The sequence below is a fragment of the Kribbella sp. NPDC048915 genome, assembly GCF_040649595.1.
Classification (GTDB): domain Bacteria; phylum Actinomycetota; class Actinomycetes; order Propionibacteriales; family Kribbellaceae; genus Kribbella.
Genome location: NZ_JBEZFT010000004.1, coordinates 85913 through 108805, shown reverse-complemented (window position 1 = coordinate 108805; position 22893 = coordinate 85913). Strand labels below are relative to the sequence as shown.

Below are 22893 nucleotides of genomic sequence, written 5' to 3'. Positions count from 1 at the left end.
ACCTGACCGAGGCAACCGACAGGACCGAGGCAACCGACATGATCGGCTGGAAGAACGACGCGGGTGTCGTCACGCTGACGCTGGACGACCCGTCGGCGTCGGCGAACACGATGAACGACGCGTACATCGAATCGATGGGCCGCACCGTCGAGCGCCTGGTGGCCGAGAAGGCGCTGCTGAAGGGCGTGATCGTGACGTCGGCGAAGTCGACGTTCTTCGCCGGCGGCGATCTGCGGATGCTGTCGCGGATCCAGCCGTCGGACGCCGCTGAGGCGTTCGCGACGATCGAGCGGGTGAAGAAACAGCTCCGGACACTTGAGACGTTGGGGGTGCCGGTGGTTGCCGCGATCAACGGCTCCGCGCTCGGCGGTGGCCTGGAGATCGCGCTGGCCTGCCATCACCGGATCGTTGCCGACGACCCGCGGATCGAGCTCGGCGTACCCGAGGTCACGCTCGGCCTGCTGCCCGGCGGCGGGGGAGTGACCCGCACGGTGCGGATGCTCGGTCTGCAGGACGCACTGATGAAGGTGCTGCTGCAGGGGCAGCGGATGAAACCGGCGCACGCGTTGTCGGTCGGCATCGTGGACGAGGTGGTTCCGGCCGGTGACCTGCTCGAGGCGGCGCGCCGGTGGATCACGTCGTACGACGGTGACGCCAAGCAGCCGTGGGACCGCGACGGCTACAAACTCCCCGGCGGTACGCCGTCCTCGCCGAAGCTGGCCGCCTTCCTGCCGGCGTTCCCGGCGAACCTGCGCAAGCAGCTCAAGGGTGCGCCGTATCCGGCGCCGCGCGCGATCATGAGCGCCGCGGTCGAGGGCAGCCAGGTCGACTTCGAGACCGCCTCCCGGATCGAGTCGCGGTACTTCGTGTCGCTCGCGACCGGGCAGATCGCCAAGAACATGATCCAGGCGTTCTTCTTCGACCTGCAGGGGATCAATGCCGGCGGGTCGCGGCCGGCCGACGTACCGAAGTACGCCACCCGCAAGGTCGGCGTGCTCGGCGCCGGAATGATGGGCGCCGGGATCGCGTACGTGTGCGCAAAAGCCGGAATCGACGTAGTGCTCAAAGATGTTTCTTTGGACGCTGCTGCGCGCGGAAAAGAATATTCCGAAAAATTGCTCGCGAAACAGGTCGCGAAAGGCCGAACCACGGCCGCGGACGTGGAGACGTTCCTGAGCCGGATCACGCCGACCGCCGATCCGAACGACCTGGCCGGATGCGACCTGGTGATCGAGGCCGTCTTCGAGGACCCCGGGCTGAAGCAGAAGGTGTTCGCCGAGATCGCCGGCGTGGTCGAGCCGGACGCGCTGCTCTGCTCGAACACGTCGACGCTGCCGATCACCACGCTCGCCGACGGTGTCGACCGCCCGGACGACTTCATCGGCATGCACTTCTTCTCACCGGTCGACCGGATGCAGCTGGTCGAGCTGATCGTCGGCGCGAACACCTCGGACCGCGCGATCGCCCGCGCGTACGACGTCGTACGGCAGATGCGGAAGACGCCGATCGTGGTCAACGACAGCCGCGGGTTCTTCACCTCGCGGGTGTTCGGCACGCTGGTGATGGAGGGCGCCGCGATGGTCGCCGAGGGCGTCGACCCGGTGACGATCGAGCGGGCCGCGACGCTGGCCGGGTTCCCGGCGCCGCCGCTGGCAATGCTCGACGAGGTCACCCTCACGCTGCCGCGGAAGATCCGCGACGCGGCCCGGGCCGCCGGCGACAGCGCGGGCGCGTTCGACGACCACCCCGGGATGGCGGTCACGGACCGTCTCGTCGAGGAGTTCGACCGGAAGGGCAAGGCGGCCGGTGCCGGGTTCTACGACTACCCGACCGACGGGCCGAAGCGGCTCTGGCCGGGGCTGCGCGAGCACTTCACGCAGCGTGCCGACGTACCGCTCGTCGATCTGCAGGAGCGGATGCTGTTCGCGATGGCGCTCGAGACCGTGAAGTGCCTGGACGAAGGCGTGCTGCGGTCGGTGTCGGACGCCAATATCGGGTCGATCTTCGGCATCGGCTTCCCCCCGCTGCACGGTGGGGCGTTGCAGTACGTGAACGCGTACGGGCTGCCAGCCTTCGTCGAGCGGGCGCATCAACTCGCCGCGTCGTACGGCGCCCGCTTCGAGCCGCCGGCGTCGCTGGTTCGCAGGGCCGCGGCGGGGGAGATCTTCGGCTGATCACGGCCCGATACCAACTCAAGCAAATTCCACACATTCGAACAAATAACAGCGCGTCCGGTCTTGCGCCGGGCGCGCTTTTGCGCCATTGTGCTGGCACTTCTACAACGATTGACCTGTAGTAGGTTGTGCCATAATCAGAGATGCTTAACTCAGTTAAGTAACTCGGAACCGCTGGCGTCGTACCCCTGCGACGTCGCTCCCGGGAAGGTGGAATTCATGCCTGCTCATGTTCCGAACGCCGGTCTGACCCGGCGGGATCTGCTCAAGCGGACCGGCGGTCTGGCCGCCCTCGCCGCTTTCACCGCGGCCTGTGGTGGCAACACCGGCCGCCCGGCCGACTCCGGCGGAGGCGGCGGCGAGAAAGTCAACCTCGCGCAGTGGTACCACCAGTACGGCGAGACCGGGACGCAGCAGGCCGCGCTCAAGTACGCCAAGGCCTACCCCGACGCGAACGTCGCGGTGCAGTGGACGCCGGGTGACTACGGCGCGAAGCTGTCGTCCGGCCTGCTGTCCAGCAAGGGTCCGGACGTCTTCGAGAGCCAGTTCAACATCGGCATGGTGAAGAGCAACCAGGTGGTGCCGCTCGACGACATCCTGGCCGACGTGAAGGACGACTTCCTGCCCGGCGACCTGGCCACCAACACGCTCGACGGCAAGATCTACGGCGTCCGGATGATCATCGACCCGCAGGTGATCTACTACCGCAAGTCGCTGCTCGACAAGGCCGGCATCAAACCGCCGGAGACCGTCGACGACCTGATCGCCGCGGCCAAGGAACTCACCACGAACAAGGTGAAGGGCATCTTCGTCGGCAACGACGGCGGCAACGCGATGGGCGGTCCGGCGCTGTGGTCGTCGGGCGGCAGCTACCTGACGGACGACAACAAGCCCGGCTTCACCGGCGAACGTGCCGCGAAGGCGTTCGGCAAGCTGCACGAGCTGTACGCCAGCAAGAGCGTGCTGCTCGGCGCGCCGACCGACTGGTGGGACCCGACGGCCATCAACCAGGGTCTGGTCGCGATGCAGTGGATCGGCATGTGGGCGGTCCCGGGTATGCAGAAGGCGCTCGGCGACGACCTCGGTGTGATCCCGTTCCCGAAGCTCGATGCCGAAGGGCAGCCGGCCGTGTACTCCGGCGGCTGGACCCAGTTCGTGTCCGCGAAAAGCGCGAACGTCGACGCCGCGAAGAAGTTCGTCAAGTGGCTGTGGATCGACAATGAGGAGTACCAGGAGGACTGGTCGCTCAACTACGGCTTCCACATCCCGCCGCGCAAGAGCCTGGCCGCCAAGGCGTCCAAGCTGCAGAGCGGCGTCGCGGCCGACACCGTGAAGCTCAACCAGGACTACGGCCACACCGACAACCCGGCCTGGACCCCGAAGATGGGGACCGCCTTCGGTGACCTGCTCACCAACGTGATCAAGAAGGGAGCTGACCCGGCGGCCGAGATCGCGAAAGCCGAGAAGACCGTCAACGACGAGCTCTCGCGGTTGTTCGGATGAGCGCACCCACCAAGGAGTCCGTCGCCCCCGCTGCCGCTGGTGAGCAGCGCAAGGTCAAGCGACGGCACAAGGGCATCGCCGGGACCACGCTGTGGTTCTGGGTGTTCGTCGGCCCGTTCGTGATCGGGTTGCTGGTCTTCTCGTACCTGCCGATCATCTGGAGCCTGGTCCTCAGCTTCTTCGAGGCGTACAACACCGTCACGCCCTCGAAGTTCGTCGGCCTGCAGAACTACGTCGACATGCTGACCGACCGAAACTTCCTGTCCAGCTTGGGCACGTTCACGATCTTCGCGGTGTTCATCGTGCCGCTGACGTTCGCGCTCTCGCTGGCGCTGGCGTTGCTGGTCAACCAGGTGAAGATCGCGCGGGCGTTCTTCCGGTCGGTGTTCTTCCTGCCGACCGCGTGCTCGTACGTCGTCGCCTCGCTGATCTGGAAGCTGTCGATCTTCAACGGTGTCCGGTTCGGCCTCGCGAACACGGTGCTCGGCTGGTTCGGTATCGAGAACATCGCGTGGCTGTCGACGGTCGACCCGCCGTGGTACTGGATCCCGCTGATCACGGTCCGGTTGTGGCTGCAGCTCGGGTTCTACATGATCCTGTTCATCGCCGGTCTGCAGCGGATTTCGCCGACGTTGTACGAGGCGGCGTACGTCGACGGTGCGAAACCGGGCTGGCAGGTGTTCCGGTACATCACGCTGCCGCAGTTGCGCGCGACGTCGGTCGCCGTACTGATCCTCAACCTGATCGCGGCGTACCAGGCGTTCGACGAGTTCTACAACCTGATCGGCAACGTGAACTACGCGCGGCCGCCGCTGGTCTACCTGTACGGCATCTCGCTCGGCTCGATCCAGGACCTCGGTCACGGCTCGGCCGGCGCGCTGATCCTCGCGGTCATCATCATGCTGGTGACGCTGCTGCAGAACCGGATCTTCGGCTTCGGAAAGGCAGGCGACTGATGGCGGTCTCCGAACGTACGACGGGAACGCCGCAGCCGATCGGCTTCAGCCGCAGCCCGATGGGTGTCGTCGGGATGGTGCTGCGCTGGATCGCGCTGCTCGTCGCGGTGGTGCTGTTCCTGATCCCGTTCTACCTGATCCTGCGCAACGCCCTGTCCACCGAGCAGGACATCACCGCGCCGGACTGGACGTTGTTCCCGTCGACGCTGCAGTGGGGGAACATCAGCGAGCTGTTCAACGACACCACGGTGCCGATGGCGCGCTCGATGTACAACTCGGCTGTGGTGGCGATCCTGGGCACGGGCGGGCAGTTGCTGCTGGCGTCGATGGCCGGGTACGGGCTGGCGCGGATCCCGTACAAGCACGCGGACAAGGTCTTCTACGCGATCGTGGCGACCTTGATGATCCCGGGCGCGGTGACGTTCATCCCGTCGTTCATCGTGGTGTCGTCACTCGGGTGGGTCTCGTCGCTGCGCGGCCTGATCATTCCCACGCTGTTCAGTGGGTTTGCGGCGTTCCTGTTCCGGCAGTACTTCCTCGGGTTCCCCCGCGAGCTCGAGGAGGCGGCCCGGGTGGACGGTGCGGGGTACTTCGGGGTGTTCTGGCGGATCGTCGTACCGAACTCGCTGCCGTTCTTCGCGGCGATCGCGGCGATCACGTTCATCGGCAACTGGAACTCGTTCCTCTGGCCGCTGGTGATCGGCCAGGACTCGTCGTCGTGGACCATCCAGGTCGCGATGTCGACGTTCATCACGGCGCAGACCATCAACATCCATGAGCTGTTCATGGCGGTCGCGGTGTCGATCCTGCCGCTGGTGCTGATCTTCGCCTTCCTCCAGCGCTACCTCATCCAAGGCGTCACCCAATCCGGCATCAAGGACTGAACCGGAGACCCGCCAAGTAGCGGGTGGCCCCCGTCACCCGACAAGTCGCCGAGTCGTGGCGAATGGTTCCGGCCCCCTCGTCGAGTCGTGGAAAGTGGTTGTCTCAGCCAACCGATTTTCACGACTCGACGGCGGGCGTGACGTCGGCGGCGGGGGTGCGGTCGGCGGGGCTTCGCTCACGGGGTGAGCAGGGCGCGGACGCCTGCGCGCGCGAGCATCAGGGAGACGACGAGCGTCGTCACCGCAAAGAAGCCGCCGAGCATCACCGCGTCGCCGAACACGACGTCTGTGAGCCACAGGATCAGCGCCTTGCTGCCCGCGGACGCGGCCACGAGCCCAAGCGACGCGCCGACGCGCCCGCGCAGCCTCGTCGCCGCCTTGATCCGGCCGACGAGGATCGACTTCACCTTGACGACTCCCTCAAGGACGAGTTTCATCAGGACCGCTGTGCCGAGGGACATCAAGAACGACTCGCTGATCACCTTGGGGACCAGTTGCACGAAGGCGCAGAGCACGACCGTGTAGACGAAGACGTCGACGAGATCGACGGCGCGAAGGCGTCGGACGCTCATGCGGGCAGCCTACGCGAGCCAGGCCGTCTCGGCATGGTGCTCCCGGCAAATAGGTCATTGGGTGGCGGGGTTTGTGGTTAGCGTTCGGGTTGTGCGGATTATGACGCGGGAGCAGGCCGTTGGCTATCGGTTGTGGGTCAATCACCTGATCGAGCGGCTGCCGGCCGGGTCGCAGGCGGTGGCGGCGTACGTCGGGTTGCAGGACACGGCGCCGCGGGATGCGCTGCTCGGGATGCATGCGCGGATGGAGGGATGCACGCCGGGGGACTGGGAGCATCCGGAGTTGATCCAGACGTACAGCCCGCGGGCGGCGGTGTATGTGTTGCCGGTGCGGGACTTCGGGGTGTTCACGCTCGGGCGCTCGCCGTTCGATGCGGAGCGGATCGACATCCTCGCGGATCGCGTCTGCGAAATCCTGGGCGGGGAGGAGCGGCGTGGGGCCGGCATCCCCGGGTTGCGGGAGGCGTGCGTGAGTGGGCGGGTCGCGGTGCGCTGGGATACGACGTCGCTCTGGGCGCGGGAGGTGCCGCGACCGGCGATCGACGTGGACGAGGCGCGGGCGGAATTGTGCCGGCGGCATGTTCGTTGCTTCGGGCCCACATCGCCGAAGGTGTTCGGGTGGTGGGCGGGTCTGCGGCCGCCTGATGCGCGCATCGTGTGGGATCGGTTGGCCCACGAGTTCGCTGAGGTCGACTTCGACGGCGTCCCGGCGTGGGTGCTTCGCGACGTCGAGGATCTGGTGTTGGAGGCGCCACAGCCGCGCGGCGTTCGGTTGCTGGTGGCGTCGGATCTGCGGCTTTTCGGGCGGGATCGTGAGGGGCGATTCATCGCACCGGGTCTGCGGGCACTGACTCCGGTCGCCGACACTTTCCACCCGAATGGTGTCCTCGTCGACGGCCACATCGTCGGCGCGTGGGGCCGCAAGGGCGGTCGCGTGGACGTGATCCTGGCGGAGAGGCTCAGCCGCGAGCAGTACGACGAACTCGAAGCGGAGGTGGCGAGCATGCCGGTCGTCGACCCGCGACTCTCAATCCGCTGACTCGACAGGTACCCGCTCGCTGCGGAAGGTGGTTCGCAGTCGATCGATGTCGACTTCGGGCAGGTGGAGTTCGACGAGGTCGAAGGTTTCCTCGACCAGGTCGCGCAGCGCCGCGGCACCGACTGCAGGCGGCGAGGTGAAGATCGCGCGCACCCGGGCAGCGAGCGACGCTGGTGCCAGCGGGAGGTCGTGCTCCATGCTGTCGAGCCTTTTGAACGCGAGAACGTGCCCGCTGTACCGCCCGTTGAGCGCGTGCAGGACGGTCAGCACCTGATCGACCATGCGGACGAGTTCACGCGAGATCAGCAGCGGATTGTCGCGCTCGATCAGCATCTGCAGACGCCAGTACTTCTCGATCGCGCCGGCGTACCGCACGACGGCGACCTTCAGCTCCCGCGGGTACGTCGCGACGCGCTCCTGCCATCGTCTGACGAGCTCACGCCGCGGACCGATGACGTCGACACCGTCGACGAACCCCTGCGCGAGCTGCAGGGTCGCGCCGTCGGGCCGGCCCGCGAGCAGGTTGTCCAAGGCCGTCTCGACCGAGTCCGACAGCGTGTGCGTCACCTCGAGCATCAGCCCGCTCGGCACGTACACGTGGTCGTCCCAAGGCGGCGGCCGTCGGCGGCGATCAGCCGGACCTCGCCCGGCGCCGCGCGACGCTCGTCGGGTCTCGGCGGCCGCGACCAGAAGACGCCGATCTCCACGTCCGACCACCGATCGGCGTCGCCGCGGGCCGTCGAGCCGCCCAGCATCACCGCGTCGACGCCGTCGAGGTCGGCGTACCAGCGCATCGCCGGCCGTGCCACGTCCCGTCGCCAGCGTGCCGCCTCGGTCACCATTCGAGCAGCACATCATGTGGGTGGTTCAGGGATCGGGAACAATCGGGATATGGCTGTTCCTACTTGCCCCTGCGGCAACAACCTTCCGTACGGCGCCTGTTGTGGGCGGTTGCATCGCGGCGAGGCGGTGGCGAGTACGGCAGAGGAGCTGATGCGGTCCCGGTACGCCGCGTTCGTGATGCACGACGCGGCGTACCTGCGGAAGACCTGGGCCCTGGCCACCCGGCCCGCGACCATCACCTTCGACGCGGCGCAGAAGTGGACCGGCCTGGAGATCGTGAACACGACCGGCGGCAGCCCGTTCCACACCGAAGGCACCGTCGAGTTCCGCGCCCACTACCTGCGCGACGGCCGCCCCGGCGTACAGCACGAGAACAGCACCTTCACCCGCGAGGCCGGCCAGTGGGTGTACGTCGCGCCGCTCTGACCAGCTACTCGGCGGCGATCTGGTAGGTCGGGGTGATGATGGCTCGGGCGAGGGTGTGGAAGGCCAGGTTGAAGCTGACCACCGCGGGGGTGGCGTCCTCGTCGACGTCCAGCGCCTCGACGTCGATCGCGTGGACGACGAAGTAGTAGCGGTGGACCTGGTCGCCGGCCGGCGGGGCGGCACCGCCGTAGTTCTTGGTGCCGAAGTCGTTGCGGACGTGGAAGGCGCCGTTGTCGAGGCGCTCCGTCGTCCCGGCGCCGGTCGGCAGCTCGGTGACGGTCGCGGGGAGGTTGACCAGGACCCAGTGCCAGAACCCGGACGGGACCGGCGCGTCGGGGTCGAAGCAGGTCACCACGAACGCCTTGGTTTCCGCGGGGAACCCGGACCAGCTGAGCTGCGGTGACTTGTTGCCGCCGGCGAACGCGTGGTTGTCGGACAGCAGCTGACCGTCGGCGACGTCCGTACTCGTCACGGTGAACGAACCGACCTCGGGGAGCAGCTTGTACGGGTCCGGGGCGACAGGACGATCGAGCGACATCAATACCCTCCAGCTCTCACGATGTGTGGTGATCCCGACATTACTGTCCACATCCTGCCCGTCCGGCGCGGGGCACCCGGTCGGAGGTGCGAAGATCAGGACGCACGGCAGCGGACGGACGGAGGACCTGGTGGACGAGTACCTGGCGCGGATCGCTCCCGCTGATCAGGCGGCGATGCGGGCGGCCGCGGAGCGGCACGCGCGGCTGACCAAGCCCGCGGGCTCCCTCGGCACCCTCGAGGACCTCAGCGTGAAGGTCGCGGGCATCACCGGCGGTACGGCGGCAGTACCGGCGCCGGCCGTGGTGACGGTGTTCGCCGCCGACCACGGCGTCCACGCACAGAACGTGTCCCCGTGGCCGCAGGAAGTGACGGCCGCGATGCTCGCGAACTTCGCCGCCGGCGGCGCCGCGGTGAACGCCTTCGCGAAGAACAACGGAGTCGACGTCCGCGTGGTCGACGTCGGCGTCGCCACGGAAGTCGACCAGCTGGACATCACCCATGCGAAGGTCCGCCCAGGTACGCGCGACCTCGCGCAGACCGACGCGCTGACCGAGGACGAGGCCCGGGCGGCGATCGGGGTCGGGTTCGACCTGGCCGATCAGCTCGTCCGCGACGGGTACCGCTGCCTGCTGACCGGTGACATGGGGATCGCGAACACCACCGCGTCCGCAGCCCTGATCGCCACGTTCACCGGCGCCACGGCCGATGCGGTCACCGGGCGCGGCACCGGCATCGACGACGCCGCGCTCGCCCACAAGACCGCCGTCGTACGGGATGCGCTCGCGCTGCACGCCGTACCGCCGACCGAGCCGCTCAAGGCGCTGCAGGCGTACGGCGGTCTCGAGCACGCCGCACTGGCCGGGTACATCCTCGGTGCCTCGGCCAACCGCACTCCGCTGATCCTGGACGGCGTGATCGCGGGGGCGGCCGCGCTGGTGGCGCAGGCGTTCCACCCGGCCGTGATCGACTACTGCATCGCCGGCCACCGGTCCGCGGAGCCCGGTCATGCGGTCGCGCTGAAACAGCTCGGGCTGTCGCCGCTCGTCGACCTCGACCTGCGGCTCGGCGAGGGGACCGGCGCCGTGCTCGCGTACCCGATCGTGACCTGCGCGGTGCGCGCGCTGGCCGAGATGGCCACGTTCGAGGACGCGGGGATCACCTCGTGACGAACCAGTACCTGTCCGGACTCGTGCTCGAAGGACGGCGCGTTGTCGTCGTCGGCGGCGGCAGTGTCGCCCAGCGCCGCCTGCCCCGGTTGATCGAGTCGGGTGCGGTGATCGACCTGATCTCACCGTCGGTCACCCCCACGATCGAAGGACTGCTCGGCAACCCGTCGCTGACCTGGATCGAGCGCGGGTACGCCGAGGGCGACCTGGACGGGGCCTGGTACGTCGTGGTCGCGACGGATGATGCCGCGGTCAACGACCGGGTGTCGGCCGAGGCGGAGGAACGGCGGATCTTTTGTGTGCGGTCCGACGACCGCTCGCGGGCGACCGCGTGGACGCCCGCGTCCGGGCAGCACGACAGCGTGACGGTCGGCGTCCTCGGCGGCGGCGATCACCGGCGCTCGGCCGCCGTACGGGACGCGATCCTCGAAGGACTGCGGACCGGTGAGCTCGCTGCGCGGGACGTGGACCGGCGGCCGGGGGTGTACCTGGTCGGCGGAGGACCGGGCGACCCGGACCTGATCACTGTGCGCGGACGGCGGCTGCTGGCCGAGGCGGACGTGGTGGTCGCGGACCGGCTGGCGCCACAGCAGTTGCTGGACGAGCTGCACCCGGACGTCGAGCTGTTCGACGCGGCCAAGCTGCCGCGGGGGCGGGCCGCGCAGCAGGAGGAGATCAACCGGATCCTGGTCGACCGCGGGCAGCAGGGGAAGGTCGTCGTCCGGCTCAAGGGCGGTGACTCGTACGTCTTCGGCCGTGGTTTCGAGGAGGCACTGGCGTGCGCCGCGGCCGGGGTGCCGTGGACGGTGGTGCCGGGGATCACGAGTGCGATCTCGGTGCCGGCGGTGTCCGGGATTCCGGTCACGCATCGCGGTGTGACCCACGAGTTCACGGTGGTGTCGGGTCACATCCCGCCGTCGCATCCGGACTCGTTGGTGAACTGGGACGCTCTGGCGCAGTTGCGCGGGACGCTGGTGCTGCTGATGGCCGTCGAGAACCTGCCCGCGATCACCGAGCGGTTGATCAAGGCCGGGCGTCCGGCGGACACGCCCGCGGCGGCGATTGCCGATGGCACCCTTCCCGGGCAGCGGATGGTGACCTCTGACCTGGCCGGCATCGCGGCGGCGATGGCGGACGCGGGGGTCGGCGCGCCGGCGATCGTCGTCATCGGAGCGGTGGTGGACGTCGCAACTCAGGCGGCCAAGGCCCAGGACCAGTCGCAGGACCAGTCGCAGGACCAGTCGCAGGAACAGTCGCAGGAACAGTCGCAGGACCAGTCGCAGGAACAGGAACAGTGACGCTGGTACCGATCGAGGACGCCGCCGACGACCGGCTGGCGGACTACGTGAAGCTGCGCGAGGTGAACCTGCGCCGCCTCCTCGAAGAAGAACACGGCCTGTTCATCGCCGAGGGCGACAAGGTGATCCGGCGCGCGGCGGACGCCGGCTACGAGCCGCGTTCGTTCCTGCTGGCGCCGCGCTGGCTCGACTCACTGCAGGACGTCCTCCAGCAGTGGCCGGACAAGCCGGTGTACGTCGTGTCGGAGGAGCTGGCCGAGCAGGTCACCGGGTTCCACGTGCACCGCGGCGCGCTGGCGTCGTACAAACGGCAGGCGACGGTCCCACTGGACGACCTGTTGCAGGACGGTGTACGGCGGATCGCGATCTTCGACGACATCGTTGATCACACCAATGTCGGAGCTGGCTTCCGAGCCGCGGCCGCGCTCGGTGTGGACCTGGTGCTGGTGACACCGACGTGCGCGGATCCGTTCTACCGGCGCTCGATAAAGGTCTCGATGGGCACGGTCTTCCAGGTCCCGTGGACGCGGCTGCAGAGCTGGCCGGGTGACCTGCGGCGCCTGCAGGACCACGGGTACGTCGCGGCCGCGATGGCGCTGGCCGACGACTCGATCACGCTCGACGAGTTGGCCGATCGCAGGGACGAGAAGCTCGCGCTGATCTTCGGTACCGAGGGGCACGGCCTCACTCCGCAGGTGCTGCGGCAGGCCGATCTCACGGTCCGGATCCCGATGGCGGGCGGCGTCGATTCGCTCAACGTGGCGTCGTCGGCCGCGGTCGCCTTCTACGCGACACGTCCCCGAGAGTCCGGCGTACGCTGATGCGCATACGAGCGGCAGACGAGCTCGGCGCGTTCCTGCGGGCCGAGCGGGCGCGGGTGAATCCCGCGACGGTGGGCCTGCCGGCCGGTCACGACCGTCGCGTCGCGGGTCTGCGCCGCGAGGAGGTCGCCGTCCTGGCGGGCGTCAGCGCGGACTACTACACCCGCCTCGAACAAGGCCGCGAGCGGCATCCGTCGGCCCAGGTCCTGAACGGGCTCGCGCAACGACGCCGGGATCGATGCGCTCGTGGACGATCTGTCGGAGACGTCACCCGAGTTCCGCAAGCTGTGGGAGGACCGGACCGCGCGGGGCTTCAGCCGGGCGTACAAGATCTTCCACCACCCGCAGGTGGGCCGGATCGAGCTGACCTACCAAACCTTCGACGTCCGGGCCGCGCCCGGCCAGCAACTCCTCGTCGGCACCGCGGAGCCGGGCAGCCCGAGCGCCGAGGCGTTGGCGCGACTCGCCGGCTGACTGGGTGCGCCGCACCCAGGAAGTCCCGGCCTTCTCCGCGCCGGTCGGAAGTTCGACGCTGGTCGCATGACGAACCTGACCTACACGACCTACGTAGCCCCCTCCAAGCAAGCCGTCGCCGATCAGTTGCCGCCCGGCGAGGTCCGGCGGATGTGGTCGCCGACCGCGGCGACCCTGATCCAGGGCGAGCGCGACGCCGTCCTGGTCGACCCGCTGATGACCCAGGCCGAGGGCGAGGACCTGGCCGGCTGGATCGCGGCCACCGGGAAGAACCTCACCACGATCTTCGTCACGCACGGCCACGGCGACCACTTCTTCGGGCCGCGCCTGTACTCGACCGCTTCCCGGCCGCGCGGGTGGTCGCGCTGCCGTCGGTCGCCAAGGCGATGCGTGAGCAGGTCGGCCCGGCCTGGCTCGACGGTTTCTGGCGGCCGAAGTTCCCGGGACAGCTGCCCGAGCGGTTCGTCGTCGCCGAACCGCTCGAGGACGGCACCTTCACGCTGGAGGGCGCCGAGCTGGTCGCGGTCGACCTCGGTCACACCGACACCGACGCCACGTCGGCCTTGTACGTGCCGTCGATCGGCCTCGTCGTCGCGGGCGACTCGGTCTACGACGAGGTGCACCCGTACCTCGCCGAGTCGGTTGCCGGTGGCATCGACCAGTGGCTGGCCGCGCTGGACAAGCTGGACGCCCTGCATCCGGTCGCGGTCGTCTCGGGTCATCGGCAGGCGGACGCGTCCGACGATCCACGCTACATCGACGAGACGCGTCAGTACCTGAAGACGTTCGCCGCCGCGCAGTCGACGACGAGTACGGCGGTCGAGCTGTACGACGCCGTACTGGCCGAGTACCCGAACCGCCTGAACCGCGCCGTACTGTGGAACGCCGCCCACGCGGTCAAAAAGGGTTGACGACCGTGATGGCATGACCACATGCCGAAAGTAGTACTGGTCACCGGGATGCAGGCCGCTGGGAAGTCGACGGTCGCGCCGCTGCTGGCCGCACGGCTCGGACCGCCGGCCGCGACGCTGGACGGGGACGTGTTCTACCGCGGGGTCGTCGCCGGCGCCGAGATCATGACGCCGTCGCCCTCGGCGGAGGCGTTGCGGCAGCTGGAGCTGCGGTACGACGCCAGCGCGCTGGTCGCACAGCACTACGCCGACAACGGCTTCGACTTCGTCTGCAGCGACATCATCCTCGGCTCACACGTCGACCGCTGGTTCTCACAACTGCGCGACGTGGCGAAGTACCTGGTCGTGCTGGTGCCGTCGGTCGAGTCGGTCGTGCGGCGCGAGGTCGGGCGCGGCGGTGGGAACGCGTACCGCGATTGGCAGCGAGACGGTGGCTCGCTCGAGGACGCCGTACGGGCGTTTCAACCGGACGTCGACGCCACGCCGCGGCGCGGGCTGTGGATCGACACGAGCAACCAGACGCCGGCCGAGACCACCGCGCAGATTCTCGCCGACCTCGACCGGGCCCGCTGGTAGCGATTCAGGTGGCGGGGGAGTCCTCGTGGCTGTGGTCGACCATCGGGGTGACCGGCCAGTCCTCCGGGTAGTCCGGGGCGAACTCCTCGGCCTCGGCGAACAGGCGCTTGCGGTACTTGCGGGACAGGCGGTCGCCGAACACCATTCCCTGCGTGTGATCGGTCTCGTGCTGCAGGCAGCGGGCCAGCAGGCCGTTGCCCTCGTAGGTGACCGGCTGATTGTGGTGGTCGACGCCGGTCACCCGGGCGAAGTCGGGGCGGGCGCACTTGGTGAACGCGCCCGGCAGCGAGAGGCACCCCTCGTCGCCCTCGTCCAGGTTGCGGTCCTTGCCCTCGGGGAGCTCGAGCTTCGGGTTGCAGACGACGCCCTGGACGTAGTTGCCGTCCTTGTCCGGGCAGTCGAAGACGAACAGTTGCAGGTCGACACCGACCTGGTTCGCGGCCAGCCCGACTCCTTCGGCCGCGCGCATCGTCGCGACCATGTCGGCGACCAGCGTCTGCAGCTCCTCGCCGAAGTCGGTGACCGGCTGATTGACCCGGTGCATGACGTCCGTACCCCAGCGGGTGATGGGCCGCACCGAACCGTTCCCAGGCAACGTAGACATGCCCGAAATCCTAGCCGCCCGCACCGGTGCTCCCGATCCCGCCCGCACCAGCGCTCCGGATCCCGTCCGGCTGGCGGGTTGCTTGCCGGCTGACGGCTTGTGTAACCCGCCAGCGGAACTACAACCCGCCAGTGGGCGGGCTCGGATTACTTCGCGTTGATCTCGTCGCGCCAGGTTACCCACTCGCGGAGCAGGCCGAGGTCGTAGTCCGGGCCGGACGACGACACCGTGAACAGGCGGGTGCCGACGTCGAGCAGCGACTTGCCGATGTCCTCCGGGGACTTGTCGCCGACGCCGGCCGAGCGCTCGATCTCGCCCGGGTCGCGGCCGAGCGTGCGGCAGTGCTCGTCCAGGACGGAGTGCTTGTGTGCGAGCGTCTCGGCGTCGCCGAAGCCGTGCCAGATGTTCGCGTGCTTGGCGACCAGCTTGAGGGTCTTCTTCTCGCCGCCGCCGCCGATCAGGACCGGGATGTCCCGGGTCGGCTTCGGGTTGAGCTTCTGCCAGCGCTGCTCGATCCGCGGCAGCGCCTCGCCGAGCGCGTCCAGCCGGCCGCCCGCCGTACCGAACTCGTAGCCGTACTCGTCGTAGTCCTTCTCGAACCAGCCGGAGCCGATACCGAAGATCAGCCGGCCGTCGCTGATGTGGTCGACCGTGCGCGCCATGTCGGCGAGCAGGTCGGGGTTGCGGTAGGAGTTGCAGGTCACCAGCGCGCCGAACTCGACCCGCTCGGTCGCCTCGGCCCAGGCCGCCAGCATCGTCCAGCACTCGAAGTGCAGGCCCTCGGGCTCGCCGCTGAGCGGGTAGAAGTGGTCCCAGTTGAAGACGACGTCGACGCCGATCTCCTCGGCCGCTGCCACGGTCCGCCGGATGTCGGCGTACTGGGCGTGCTGGGGCTGGACCTGCAGACCGATCCGTACGGGGAAGGCAGCGTACGGCCGGTCGGTGGAATCGGAAGCTGTCATGCTGATGATCCTATCGGGCGTTACGGAGGACCCTCCGGATAGCCCGCATCGCGGAGGGGGTACGGCGGGATGACGGACATCGATGTCGACGAGTTCGCGCGGCTCTTCACGCGCTTCCTGGAGCGGATGCAGGTAGCCGGCACGTCCCGGCCCGCCCGGGAGAACTTGCGGGACCGGCTCCGCGACCATCTCGGGGTCGAGCCGGAGCAGGTGCCGGTCGTGGCGTCGGCGTACCCGTCCTACGACCTGCCGAACGTGCAGCGGGCAGTCGAGGCGTGGTTCGACTCCTACGAGGTGCTCGGGCTGGCCGGGGCGAATCGTGCGCACCACTCACTCGGTGAGTTGCTGGAGCTGGCGGATTACGACCGGTTCGGAGTCGGAGCGGTCGACTACCAGCGGCTGCCGATCGACGTCGACGAGGAGCTGGACTGCGTCGCGTTCGGGTTCTACCTCGGCGTGCGGGGCGTGGATCGGTACGTCGCGCTGCTGCGGGCCGCGAATCCGCAGTACGGGCGGATGAACGTCGACCTGGAGATCCTGGCGGCGGAGAAGGCGGCGGGCGACCGGTTCCTCGAGGCGTTGCCCGACTTGATCCGGGAGCACAACGTCTTCCGCGGAAAGGTGGTGTCGTTCGAGGGGCACGAGTTCGAGCGCGGCACCGGTCCGTTCCGGCTGTACCGCCGGCCGGGGATCACGCGGGCCGACGTCGTTCTTCCCGACGGCGTCCTGGAGCGGGTCGAACGTGCGGTGATCGGGATCGCCGAGCAGCGGGAGACTCTGCTGGCGGCGAGGCAGCACCTACGGCGTGGCGTGCTGCTGTACGGACCACCCGGAACGGGGAAGACGCACACCGTGAGGTATCTGCAGTCACGGCTGCCGGACTTCACCGTCGTACTGCTCGCCGGGACGAGCATCCAGTACATCTCGCAGGCCTGCTCGCTGGCGCGGGTGCTGCAGCCGGCCATCGTCGTACTCGAGGATTGTGATCTCGTGGCGGAGGCCCGGGACCTGCACGGCATGGGGAATCCGTTGCTGTTCCAGGTGCTCAACGAGATGGACGGGCTCGCGGCGGACGCGGATGTGGCGTTCGTGCTGACCACGAACCGCGCGGACCTGCTGGAGCCGGCGCTCGCGCAACGGCCGGGGCGGGTGGACCTGGCGGTCGAGGTACCGCTCCCGGACGAGCAGGGGCGGGCTCGCCTGCTGCGGCTGTACGGCCCTGATCTGGACCTCACGCCCGAGGTGGTCGACGAGGTCGTCGAACAGTCGGCCGGTACGACGGCGTCGTTCATGAAGGAACTGGTACGCCGGACCGTGCTGCTGGCTGCCGAGGCGGACGAACCACCGGGCGACCCACACATCCGAGCAGCCACCGCAGAGCTCCTGTCCGCCCGTGACCTGCTCACCCGCCGCCTGCTCGGCGCCAACGCCGGACCTTCAGGCCACGCGACAACAACAGATCCCGGCGTGGACACCGCACCAGGCCCGATGCCTGGGGTCTACAAGGGCCTTATCCGCTGAAGTAGGCCGCCAGGTAGCCGAGCATGGTCGGGTGTCGCCCCCTTTACGGTTCGTTCCCGGTCGGCAGTTGGTCGGCGTACTGGGCGGCCCAGTCGCCGAGTGCGCGGATCGGGGTCAGCAGGTCGGCACCTGCCGCGGTGAGGGAGTACTCGACGCGGGGCGGGGCCTCGGCGTAGCGGTCGCGTTGGACGAGCCCGTTGCGCTCGAGGCGGCGGAGCGTCTCGGTGAGCACCTTCTGGCTGATCCCGCCGATCTGCTCGCGGAGTTCGCCGGGCCGGACGGGGCCTTCCGCGAGCGCGTACAGCACCACCATCGACCACCGTCCGCTGATCAGCTCGACGGCGACGCGGGCCTGGCAGTCGGCGAAGAATCTCACGCCGTCCATTGTGCGTCGGCCGAAAGGCACCACCGGGTGCGTATCGAAGTACCTACCGTCGACGGCATGCGAATTGGAACACTGGGCAACGGAATGATGGCCGAGGCGCTGGCCTCGCACTGGGTCGCCAAGGGGCACGACGTGATGATCGGCGGCCGCTCGCCCGAGCGTGCCGCTGACGTCGCCAAACGGATCGGCGCGACGAGCGGATCGCTGGCGGAGGCGGCGTACGCCGAGGTGGTGCTGCTCGCCGTACCCGCCGAGGTGGCCGTCGACGTCGCGACCGTGGTGCCCGCCGGGACGACGCTGATCGACTGCACGAACGCCTTGGATCACAGCGATTTCACGCTGGCGCATCCGGCGACGGCGGAGGCGATCGCGGCGGCGGCACCCGGCGTCCACGTGGTGAAGGCGTTCAACCTGGCCCCCGATCTCGTCTGGCGAAACCCACCCGCCGGCCTCGGCGTCCCGCTGTGTGGCGACGACGGCGTCGATCAGGTCGCGGAGTTGGTGACAGACCTCGGATGTACGCCGGTGCGCGCCGGCGGACTGCGCCGCGCGAAGTTGCTCGAGGCAACCGCGGCGCTGGCGATCGGAATCTGGGTGCGCGGGGGAGACGTCCGCGCCATGTTCCCGCCGCTGGACCTGGCGGTCGGGACGGTCCCGCCCGGCCGGCCGTAGGCTCCAGACCGGGAACAGCAGGCACCTCCCCGCCCAGGCCGGACGGCATCCGGCCTAGCGTTCACCCCCGGACCGGCGTTCACCCTTTGGCTGATCGCGCAAAGAGCTCGTTCAGGGCAGCGTGCGGGATCTGCCCAGCGGCGAAGTTGATGGTGCCGTGGGTCGCGAGCTCCTCCGCGCTGCGGCGGATGAAGCCGAGTGCTGCCCGCGCGATCGAGCCGCCGAGGCTGATCCGCGTCACGCCGACCGACTGCAATTCGGCGACGGTCAACGCGGACGGGCCGAGGCCGAGGACGACGTTCAGCGGGCCGTCGATCTCCCTGACCAGCGTGCGGATCGCGTCGAGGTCGGCGACCCCGGGAACGTACAGGCAGTCGGCGCCGGCGGCGCGGAAACGGTTCGCCCGGTCGATCGAGTCCGCCAACGAGGTCGGTGTCCGGAGCAACTGCCCGTCGGTGCGCGCGGTCAGCACGAAGTCCGGCCCCGCCGCCTCCCGCGCTGCGATGATCCGCTCGACGGCGAGGTCCACGTCGTACAGCCAGCGGCCGTCGTAGTCCTCGATGTTCCCGCCGGCCAGTCCGGCCTCGCGCGCGAGCGCGATCGTCTCCGCGACCTTCGCCGGATCAGCGCCGTACCCGTCCTCGAGGTCGCCGTTCACCGGTACCGCGCTCGCGGCCGTGATCTCGCGGATCCGGTCGAACATCTGCTCCCGCGTCACCGCCGGCGCACCGTCCGGCAGCGTGTGATCGCCCTTGGCCAGCGAGAACGCGATACCCGCACTGGTCGTGGCGATCGCCGGGAAACCGGACGCCTGGAGCAGCACGGCACTCCCGGCATCCCATGCGTTCGGCATCACGAAGGGTGCGGTGTGCAGCTCGCGAAACGTCGTCATGCAGCGAGTCTGTCACCGACACACTTCGGCGTCCGCCGAACCGCCGACCGTCGCCGGCGCCCGCGACTGCGGCAGGAAGGCGGACGCCCACCACTCACCAACCTCGGGCACACGCCGCCGTTCACGCTCAAACGCTCGACGCAGCGGGTCCGATCGATCGGTTGGTGAGTGGTGGGCGTCCGCCTCCGAGCCGAGCCGAGCCGAGCCGAGCACAAGGGCCGCTACCCGAGCTTCGACGCGGCGGCTTCGTCGAGCAGCCAGAGCGTGCGGTTCCGCCCCTTCGGGAGCGCGGCGGGGACGTCCTGCTCGCCGAGCGCCTTCGCGACCGCCTCGGCCTTGTCCTCGCCGGCGACCACGAACCACACCTCCCGCGCCCGATTGAGCTGCGGCAGCGTCAGCGAGACGCGCGTCGGCGGCGGCTTGGGCGAGTCGTGGACGGCGACCGCCGCCTTGTCGGTCACGCCGAGCTGCGGATAACCCGGAAACAGCGAGGCGACATGCCCGTCCGGGCCGACGCCGAGCATCAGCACGTCGAACGTCGGCGACCCGGCCGCGGCCAGCTCCTCGGCGTACGCCGCTGCCGCCGCCTCGGCGCCCTGCCCGGTGTCCGCGGGCATCGGATGCACCCGGGCCGGGTCGACGTCGAGCTTCGACAGGAACGCGTCCCGCGCCTGCGTCTCGTTGCGCTCCGGGTCGCCGTCCAGCAGAAAGCGTTCGTCTCCCCACCAGAACTCGACGCGTTTCCACGCGACCTGTTCGCGGGCCGGCGACTCGGCCGCCGCGCGGTACACCGCCGCCGCCACCCGACCGCCGGTCAGCACCACGTGCGCGATGTCCCCGGTGCTCTGCCGGTCCACGATCGCCGTCAGGAAACGGGACGCCACCGAGAACGCGAGGTCCTCGGCATCGGGACGGATCACCAGTTCCGGATCCACAGTCATCGCTTCGCCGCCGCCTTCTTCGCACCTGTCTTCTTGGCCACCGACTTGGCTGCCGCGCTCTTCTTGGCAACCGTCTTCGGTGCCGCGCTCTTCTTCGCCGCGCTCTTCTTCGCGGCAGTCTTCTTCAGCGCGCTCCGCTGGGAATCCGTCGCAGCCTTCTTCGCCGACGGAGACTTGCTGCCCGCGACCTTCTTCCCGGCGGCCGTCGCCTTCGCGGCCGAGGATCTGCGCGCGGTCTCGCCGACCTTCTTGGCCTCGGCCGGCAACGCGTCCCGCTCGACCAGCGCCGCGAGCGCCTTCGCGTACACGTCGTCCGGATCCAGCCGGCGCAGTTCCTCGCTGAGCAGTTCCGCCGTCGTACGGCGCTTGAGCGCGACCGGACGATCGGGCTGGCCGGGCACGCTGAACGTCGCGACCGAACCGTCGGGGCGGGTCAGCGCGATCGGACCGGTCGGCGTGAACAGCCGAACCGCGGTCACACCCGGCCCGCGTGAGGTGCGCTGCTCGACCGGCACCTTCAGTCGCGACTGCAGCCACGCGGCCATCAGGTCGGCGCTCGGGTTGCCCTTCGCCGCCGCGACCTCGGCACCGGTCACTGTCGTCGGGTACTGGTCGAGGGCCGCGGCCATCAGCGCCCGCCACGGCGTCAGCCGCGTCCATGCGAAGTCGGTGTCACCCGGTGCGTACCCTTCGGCCCGCACCGTGTAGTCCACCGAGGCCCGGCGCGTCGCGGCCGCGTCGGTCACCCGGCGCCGGCCGAGCCGGCCGATCGGATCCTCCGCGGGAATTCGTGGACCGCCGCCCGGCCACCACACGACGACGGGGGAGTCCGGCAGCAGCAACGGCGTGACGACCGACTCCGGCACCTTGGCCAGCTCGCCGTGCAGCCGCAACAGCACCGCCTCGCCGGGAATGCCCTCGCCGACCCGCACCTCGGCGTCCAGCCCGGACGGTCCGCGGCCCGGCCGCAGGATCGCGACCAGGACCCGCGAGGGGTGTTCTCGGCCGGCTTCGTTCGCCGCCTTCATCGCGTCGTGGTGCGACGCCTCGTCGACGACGACCACGATCGTCCCGACCATGCCCATGGCCGGCGACCCCGCGTTCCGCCGCGCCCGCAGCAACGCGGACGCGATCTCGCTCGCGGTCGTGTCGGTCAGGTCGATGATCATGGCCGCCTCCAGGCGCGTCCGTCGCGGGCGAGCATCTCGTGGGCGGAGTCGGGGCCCCAGCCGCCGGACGAGTACTGCTCCGGCTTGCCGTGGCGTTCCCAGTAGTCGAGTACCGGGTCGAGGATCTTCCAGCCCAGCTCGACCTCGGTGTGCTGCGGGAACAGCGGCGGGTCGCCGAGCAGTACGTCGAGGATCAGCCGCTCGTACGCCTCGGGGGAGGACTCGGTGAACGAACCGCCGTACTGGAAGTCCATGTTCACGTCGCGGATCTCCATCGCGGTCCCGGGCACCTTGGCGCCGAAGCGGACCGTGATGCCCTCGTCCGGCTGGATCCGCAGTACCAGCGCGTTGTGGCCGAGCTCCTCGGTCTCGGTCTTGGTGAACGGCAGGTGCGGCGCGCGCTTGAACATCACCGCGACCTCGGTGACCCGGCGGCCGAGCCGCTTGCCGGTCCGCAGGTAGAACGGCACACCGGCCCAGCGGCGGGTGTCCACGTCGACCCGCAGCGCCGCGAAGGTCTCGGTCGCCGAGTCCTGCGGGATGCCGTCCTCCTGGAGGTACCCCTTGACCTTGACGCCGCCGGCCCAGCCGGCCGCGTACTGACCGCGGGCCGTGTGCAGGTCCAGCCGCGCGGGCAGCTGGACGGCGTTCAGCACCTTCTTCTTCTCCTGCCGCAGCGACCAGGCGTCGAAGCTGACCGGCTCCTCCATCGCGACCAGCGCGAGCAGCTGGAGCAGGTGGTTCTGGATCACGTCGCGGGCGGCGCCGATGCCGTCGTAGTACCCGGCGCGGCCGCCGATGCCGATGTCCTCGGCCATCGTGATCTGCACGTGGTCGACGTAGTTGCTGTTCCAGATCGGCTCGAACATCATGTTCGCGAACCGCAGCGCGAGGATGTTCTGCACCGTCTCCTTGCCCAGGTAGTGGTCGATCCGGAACACCGCCTCCGGCGGGAACACCGACTCGACCACCTGGTTCAGCTCACGGGCGCTCTTCAAGTCGTGACCGAACGGCTTCTCGATCACCACCCGCCGCCACGATCCCGGCCGCTCGTCGGTCAGGCCGTGCTCGGACAGTTGCCGCACCACCTCCGGGAACAGCCCCGGTGGAATCGACAGGTAGAACGCGTGGTTCCCGCCGGTCCCGCGGCTGACGTCGAGCTCGTCGACGGTCTCGCGCAGCCGCTTGAACGCCTCGTCGTCGGTCAGGTCACCCGGCACGAACCGGAAGCCCTCGGCGAGCTGCTGCCAGACCTCCTCGCGGAAAGGGGTCCGGGCGTGCTCCTTGACCGAGTCGTGGACGATCTGGGCGAAGTCCTGGTTGGTGTAGTCGCGGCGGGCGAACCCGACCAGGGCGAAACCCGGGGGCAGCAGCCCCCGGTTCGCCAGGTCGTAGACCGCCGGCATCAGCTTCTTGCGCGCCAGGTCACCGGTGACGCCGAAGATCACCAGGCTGCACGGCCCGGCGATCCTCGGCAGCCGCCGATCCTGAGGATCGCGCAGCGGGTTCTCCGGCCCCGGCTCTTCGAGCTCAGCGGTCATGGGCCGCCTTCCTCCCGTGTCAG

General features: G+C 69.2%; 27 protein-coding genes and 1 pseudogene. 15 read left to right on the top strand and 13 right to left on the bottom strand.

All coding sequences use genetic code 11. The features are described from left to right. Nucleotides 1-38 precede the first annotated feature (38 nt). The 4 genes from AB0B82_RS03810 to AB0B82_RS03795 all read left to right on the top strand — a co-directional run bounded on the left by AB0B82_RS03810 (nt 39) and on the right by AB0B82_RS03795 (nt 5517). Complete coding sequence (locus tag AB0B82_RS03810) at nt 39-2174, top strand: 3-hydroxyacyl-CoA dehydrogenase NAD-binding domain-containing protein (protein WP_360162306.1); 2136 nt, start codon at nt 39-41, stop codon at nt 2172-2174. A 219-nt stretch (nt 2175-2393) separates the two neighbouring features. Further along, on the top strand, nt 2394-3677 hold the full coding sequence (locus AB0B82_RS03805) for a sugar ABC transporter substrate-binding protein (RefSeq protein ID WP_360162130.1): 1284 nt from the start codon (nt 2394-2396) through the stop codon (nt 3675-3677). Then, nucleotides 3674-4633, top strand: coding sequence for a sugar ABC transporter permease (locus tag AB0B82_RS03800; RefSeq protein WP_360162128.1), 960 nt, complete (start codon nt 3674-3676; stop codon nt 4631-4633). The genes AB0B82_RS03805 and AB0B82_RS03800 overlap by 4 nt, the downstream gene beginning before the upstream one ends. Continuing rightward, nucleotides 4633-5517 (top strand): carbohydrate ABC transporter permease, encoded by an 885-nt coding sequence (locus tag AB0B82_RS03795; RefSeq protein WP_360162126.1) that lies wholly within the window; start codon nt 4633-4635, stop codon nt 5515-5517. The genes AB0B82_RS03800 and AB0B82_RS03795 overlap by 1 nt, the downstream gene beginning before the upstream one ends. Before the next feature lie 176 nt (nt 5518-5693). On the opposite strand, the gene AB0B82_RS03790 is transcribed toward AB0B82_RS03795, so the two are convergent. Further along, the gene (locus AB0B82_RS03790) at nt 5694-6089 is read right to left on the bottom strand and encodes a hypothetical protein (protein ID WP_360162124.1); all 396 of its coding nucleotides are present in this window, start codon (nt 6087-6089) and stop codon (nt 5694-5696) included. 100 nt (nt 6090-6189) lie between these two features. On the opposite strand from AB0B82_RS03790, the gene AB0B82_RS03785 reads away from it, so the two are divergent. Further along, complete coding sequence (locus AB0B82_RS03785; RefSeq protein WP_360162304.1) at nt 6190-7128, top strand: crosslink repair DNA glycosylase YcaQ family protein; 939 nt, start codon at nt 6190-6192, stop codon at nt 7126-7128. Here AB0B82_RS03785 and AB0B82_RS03780 read toward each other — a convergent pair. Then, complete coding sequence (locus AB0B82_RS03780; RefSeq protein WP_360162122.1) at nt 7117-7725, bottom strand: hypothetical protein; 609 nt, start codon at nt 7723-7725, stop codon at nt 7117-7119. The two genes, AB0B82_RS03785 and AB0B82_RS03780, sit on opposite strands and share 12 nt — an antisense overlap. Continuing rightward, nucleotides 7704-7970: a nucleotidyltransferase domain-containing protein gene (locus AB0B82_RS03775; RefSeq protein ID WP_360162120.1), complete on the bottom strand. Its 267-nt coding sequence runs from the start codon at nt 7968-7970 to the stop codon at nt 7704-7706. Before AB0B82_RS03775 ends, AB0B82_RS03780 begins: the two co-directional genes overlap by 22 nt. Nucleotides 7971-8019: 49 nt before the next feature. Between AB0B82_RS03775 and AB0B82_RS03770 the strand changes: the two genes are divergently transcribed. Next, complete coding sequence (locus AB0B82_RS03770) at nt 8020-8397, top strand: YchJ family metal-binding protein (RefSeq protein WP_360162118.1); 378 nt, start codon at nt 8020-8022, stop codon at nt 8395-8397. Nucleotides 8398-8401: 4 nt separating this feature from the next. On the opposite strand, the gene AB0B82_RS03765 is transcribed toward AB0B82_RS03770, so the two are convergent. Next, nucleotides 8402-8935: a YbhB/YbcL family Raf kinase inhibitor-like protein gene (locus AB0B82_RS03765; protein ID WP_360162116.1), complete on the bottom strand. Its 534-nt coding sequence runs from the start codon at nt 8933-8935 to the stop codon at nt 8402-8404. Between the two features lie 130 nt (nt 8936-9065). Here AB0B82_RS03765 and cobT point away from each other — a divergent pair, with 130 nt between their 5' ends. From cobT to AB0B82_RS03740, 5 genes and pseudogenes are all read left to right on the top strand, one after another. Beyond that, on the top strand, nt 9066-10103 hold the full coding sequence (gene cobT / locus AB0B82_RS03760; protein WP_360162114.1) for a nicotinate-nucleotide--dimethylbenzimidazole phosphoribosyltransferase: 1038 nt from the start codon (nt 9066-9068) through the stop codon (nt 10101-10103). Beyond that, entirely contained in the window at nt 10100-11401 is a 1302-nt protein-coding gene (gene cobA / locus AB0B82_RS03755) for a uroporphyrinogen-III C-methyltransferase (RefSeq protein WP_360162112.1), read from the top strand. Before cobT ends, cobA begins: the two co-directional genes overlap by 4 nt. Continuing rightward, the gene (locus AB0B82_RS03750) at nt 11398-12222 is read left to right on the top strand and encodes an RNA methyltransferase (RefSeq protein WP_360162110.1); all 825 of its coding nucleotides are present in this window, start codon (nt 11398-11400) and stop codon (nt 12220-12222) included. Before cobA ends, AB0B82_RS03750 begins: the two co-directional genes overlap by 4 nt. Continuing rightward, a pseudogene (locus AB0B82_RS03745) lies at nt 12222-12389 on the top strand (helix-turn-helix domain-containing protein); the annotation flags it as partial. The gene AB0B82_RS03750 and the pseudogene AB0B82_RS03745, both read left to right, overlap by 1 nt. A 79-nt stretch (nt 12390-12468) precedes the next feature. Continuing rightward, nucleotides 12469-12696 (top strand): hypothetical protein, encoded by a 228-nt coding sequence (locus AB0B82_RS03740; RefSeq protein ID WP_360162108.1) that lies wholly within the window; start codon nt 12469-12471, stop codon nt 12694-12696. Between the two features lie 122 nt (nt 12697-12818). Here the strand turns inward: AB0B82_RS03740 and AB0B82_RS03735 are convergent, their stop codons facing one another. Next, nucleotides 12819-12989 carry a hypothetical protein gene (locus AB0B82_RS03735; RefSeq protein ID WP_360162316.1) on the bottom strand — a complete coding sequence of 57 codons (171 nt, stop codon included), beginning with the start codon at nt 12987-12989 and terminating at the stop codon, nt 12819-12821. Here AB0B82_RS03735 and AB0B82_RS03730 point away from each other — a divergent pair. Further along, a complete protein-coding gene (locus tag AB0B82_RS03730) occupies nt 12910-13476 on the top strand; it encodes a hypothetical protein (protein WP_360162302.1) in 567 nt (188 codons plus the stop codon). The genes AB0B82_RS03735 and AB0B82_RS03730 overlap by 80 nt on opposite strands. Here AB0B82_RS03730 and AB0B82_RS03725 read toward each other — a convergent pair. Continuing rightward, complete coding sequence (locus tag AB0B82_RS03725) at nt 13466-13597, bottom strand: hypothetical protein (protein ID WP_360162106.1); 132 nt, start codon at nt 13595-13597, stop codon at nt 13466-13468. The two genes, AB0B82_RS03730 and AB0B82_RS03725, sit on opposite strands and share 11 nt — an antisense overlap. 31 nt (nt 13598-13628) lie before the next feature. On the opposite strand from AB0B82_RS03725, the gene AB0B82_RS03720 reads away from it, so the two are divergent. After that, the gene (locus tag AB0B82_RS03720; protein ID WP_360162104.1) at nt 13629-14183 is read left to right on the top strand and encodes an AAA family ATPase; all 555 of its coding nucleotides are present in this window, start codon (nt 13629-13631) and stop codon (nt 14181-14183) included. 4 nt (nt 14184-14187) lie between these two features. Here the strand turns inward: AB0B82_RS03720 and def are convergent, their stop codons facing one another. Continuing rightward, nucleotides 14188-14787: a peptide deformylase gene (gene def / locus AB0B82_RS03715; protein ID WP_360162103.1), complete on the bottom strand. Its 600-nt coding sequence runs from the start codon at nt 14785-14787 to the stop codon at nt 14188-14190. A gap of 146 nt (nt 14788-14933) precedes the next feature. Next, a complete protein-coding gene (locus AB0B82_RS03710; protein WP_360162102.1) occupies nt 14934-15749 on the bottom strand; it encodes an LLM class F420-dependent oxidoreductase in 816 nt (271 codons plus the stop codon). A 69-nt stretch (nt 15750-15818) separates the two neighbouring features. Here AB0B82_RS03710 and AB0B82_RS03705 point away from each other — a divergent pair, with 69 nt between their 5' ends. After that, complete coding sequence (locus AB0B82_RS03705) at nt 15819-17270, top strand: ATP-binding protein (protein ID WP_360162100.1); 1452 nt, start codon at nt 15819-15821, stop codon at nt 17268-17270. Nucleotides 17271-17313: 43 nt separating this feature from the next. On the opposite strand, the gene AB0B82_RS03700 is transcribed toward AB0B82_RS03705, so the two are convergent. After that, entirely contained in the window at nt 17314-17655 is a 342-nt protein-coding gene (locus tag AB0B82_RS03700) for a helix-turn-helix domain-containing protein (protein ID WP_360162098.1), read from the bottom strand. A gap of 27 nt (nt 17656-17682) precedes the next feature. On the opposite strand from AB0B82_RS03700, the gene AB0B82_RS03695 reads away from it, so the two are divergent. Then, nucleotides 17683-18327: an NAD(P)-binding domain-containing protein gene (locus AB0B82_RS03695; RefSeq protein ID WP_360162096.1), complete on the top strand. Its 645-nt coding sequence runs from the start codon at nt 17683-17685 to the stop codon at nt 18325-18327. Between the two features lie 79 nt (nt 18328-18406). Here the strand turns inward: AB0B82_RS03695 and AB0B82_RS03690 are convergent, their stop codons facing one another. From AB0B82_RS03690 to zwf, 4 genes are all read right to left on the bottom strand, one after another. Beyond that, the gene (locus tag AB0B82_RS03690) at nt 18407-19219 is read right to left on the bottom strand and encodes an isocitrate lyase/phosphoenolpyruvate mutase family protein (protein ID WP_360162094.1); all 813 of its coding nucleotides are present in this window, start codon (nt 19217-19219) and stop codon (nt 18407-18409) included. Nucleotides 19220-19440: 221 nt separating this feature from the next. Continuing rightward, nucleotides 19441-20160 carry a 6-phosphogluconolactonase gene (pgl, locus tag AB0B82_RS03685; RefSeq protein WP_360162092.1) on the bottom strand — a complete coding sequence of 240 codons (720 nt, stop codon included), beginning with the start codon at nt 20158-20160 and terminating at the stop codon, nt 19441-19443. After that, the gene (locus AB0B82_RS03680; protein ID WP_360162090.1) at nt 20157-21329 is read right to left on the bottom strand and encodes a glucose-6-phosphate dehydrogenase assembly protein OpcA; all 1173 of its coding nucleotides are present in this window, start codon (nt 21327-21329) and stop codon (nt 20157-20159) included. Before AB0B82_RS03680 ends, pgl begins: the two co-directional genes overlap by 4 nt. Beyond that, nucleotides 21326-22870, bottom strand: coding sequence for a glucose-6-phosphate dehydrogenase (zwf, locus tag AB0B82_RS03675; protein WP_360162088.1), 1545 nt, complete (start codon nt 22868-22870; stop codon nt 21326-21328). Before zwf ends, AB0B82_RS03680 begins: the two co-directional genes overlap by 4 nt. Nucleotides 22871-22893 lie beyond the last annotated feature (23 nt).